Annotated in this window: 3 protein-coding genes; all 3 read right to left on the minus strand. The window is 41.1% G+C overall.

Annotated elements, in window-relative coordinates; translation table 11 throughout:
- Positions 1-207, minus strand: a 207-nt coding sequence (locus tag F6K49_RS41365) for a UvrD-helicase domain-containing protein (protein ID WP_293106917.1), incomplete at its 3' end; no start/stop codon positions are given.
- 3 nt (positions 208-210) lie between these two features.
- Positions 211-1,437, minus strand: coding sequence for a transposase (locus F6K49_RS41370; protein WP_293106914.1), 1,227 nt, complete (start codon positions 1,435-1,437; stop codon positions 211-213).
- 878 nt (positions 1,438-2,315) lie between these two features.
- Positions 2,316-2,449: 30S ribosomal protein S10 (locus tag F6K49_RS41375; RefSeq protein ID WP_293106920.1), on the minus strand; the 134-nt coding region annotated here is incomplete at its 5' end.

Below are 2,449 nucleotides of genomic sequence, written 5' to 3' on the forward strand. Positions count from 1 at the left end.
CAATCCAATCTGACGGGCTTCCATGAGAAGTATGGAGGCACACAAACCATGAAAAGTCTTAATTGTTAGGTGTTGTAGTTGTTCTGGACAATACTGAGATAACCGCCCGCTCATTTCCTTGGCAGCTCGATTGGTAAAGGTCAGGCATAGAATTCGTTGAGGAGAGATACCTTGATTAATTGCACATAAAACCCGCTCTGGTGACAGCTCCTACGCTGAACCCAACGGGTCAGCGTAGGCTTCCCAGCCAATCCGGGCATCCCTTAGGAGGCGCTGGGCTTTAAGAACGGACTGCCCTGCCGCTCTATTTCGTATATTGATTGCAGCATTGTGGTCGCGATCCAAACTGCATCCGCAATAGGGACAATCATGCCACCGAACATGCAGCTTTTTAGGAACCTTTTTCCCGCAGTTAGAACAATTCTGTGAAGTATTCTGGGCGCTCACTGGAACCGCCAACAAGCCAGCATTCTCGGCTTTGCTTGTTAGTATTGTCAGAAAGCTAGCCCACCCAGCGTCCAACACAGATTTAGCTAATCGGGATTTAGCTAGTCCCTTGATATTTAACGTTTCATGAGCAACTACATCGTACTTTGACAACAAATAATTAGCCGTTTTAAAGTGAAAGTCTTTTCGCTTGTCGGCTACCTGCTTGTGTTGTTTACCAAGCTGTTTGATGGCTTTTAGTCTATTATTACTTCCTTTTTTACGTCGGGATACCCGCTTCTGGATAACCTTCAATCTTTTCTGAGATTTCCGGTAGTATTGAGGGATGTTAATAGTTTCCCCCTCAGACGTAGTCAAGAACTCTTTAAGGCCAACATCAATACCGACTATGGCATCAGGATTAATATCGGGTTTGACTTTAGGAACTGTCTTGTCTTCTAAGGACAAAACCAGGTAGTAACCATCACACCTCTTTGTGATAGATGCAGTTTTAATCTTGAAACCATCAGGAATGGGGCGGTGTAGGATAACCTTGATCTTCCCTAGTTTTGGCAGGTTGACCAAATTTACCTCTAGACAGCCTTCTTTCATCTGTGGGTAAGTAAACGTACGGTAGCGGTGAGGTTTCTTGAATCTAGGTCTGCCGCTTCGCTTTCCGTTGCTGTCCCCTTTGATGAATCGATCAAAAGCCAGCTTGACTCTCTTAACTACATCCTGAAGTACTTGAGAATGGATGTCTTTGTACCAGGGATGAGTTTTTTTGAGATTAGGTAAAGTCTTTTTCTGACTGTAATAATCCGGATTGTTTCTTAGATCAGGAAGGTGACAAACAAGAGGACAAGCGTTAATAAAACAACGGTTCTGCTCATACCAGTTAAATCGATCAGACAAAAGGTAATTGTACTGAGCGCAAAGCATTGATAGCCAGTTATCTATTTTTGCAGCTTGATATTTGGTTGGTTTTAATCGGTATTGGTACGCTATTCTCATTACTTGCCTCTTTATTATCGACCTATTACAATCGTAACACAAGTACAGTCACATGGTAAGTCAAAATAAAATATAAAAAATTAACAATTAGAATTACCGACTTTGAGAAAAGATAGCTAGCACAAGAAGCAGATCGACGTGGAATGACTCAGTCAGAGTTAATAAGAAGCTTGATAGCTCGTTTCCCTGTTCGCGTAGCGGAGGCCTTTGGCCACGCTAAAAGCGAACGGCTTTGCCGAATCCGTGCATACCCTATGTAAAATTCATCCCACGGTCATCCTACGGATTGAGACGTGGGGCTTCTTTTACTGGACAGCTAAATTTTCATTATAGGTAATTCTTTGGTGTTGCGTCAGTAGTGGAATGCTTAACCAGAAAGGGGAATTTGTTTATACTTTAAAAATCACTAATCACTGCATCAATGCATCAATAAATATGACATGCAGAGGCATTGCATGGTTTTATTTTTAGGAAACTATTCTTTGGATCAGCAACGCCGATTCTTGTTTTCAGGTGATAGTTCAAAAATTATTCTCTTCTTACCCTCACAAACTGCCCTATTCTCTCAAGGCCATGAGGGCTACTTTCCTTATCCAGTCTGCTTTATGACTTACTTGTCGCCCCCGCAGGGAGCAGCAATAACAATACCTTTGACCAGGCTTTTGTGTAATATTTGGCTCACTGTCTTAGTGCTGAAACCTGGTGGGGTTTTCCCGTTATATCTTTTCTAGTTTATTAAGACGAAAAGTTGATGAATTGTGATATTAATTGTAGTTTAATACTTATAATTTTTGGTTGATTGTCAATTTTCCATTAACAATCAACCAAAGGCGATTAACCATCTTTTTTTTATCAAAGATTACCGGGACTTTAAATACTTAAAGTTTAACTTCAATATCAACTCCAGCAGGTAAATCCAATTTCATCAGAGCATCAATAGTCTTTGAAGAAGGCTGATAAATATCAATAATCCGTTGGTGGGTGCGTGTTTCAAAGTGTTCCCGAGAATCTT

The organism is Moorena sp. SIO3I6, from assembly GCF_010672095.1.

Coding starts and splice junctions, on each gene's coding strand:
- F6K49_RS41370 (WP_293106914.1), bottom strand. CDS start 1,437: ATGAGAATAGCGTACCAATACCGATTAAAACCAACCAAATATCAAGCT.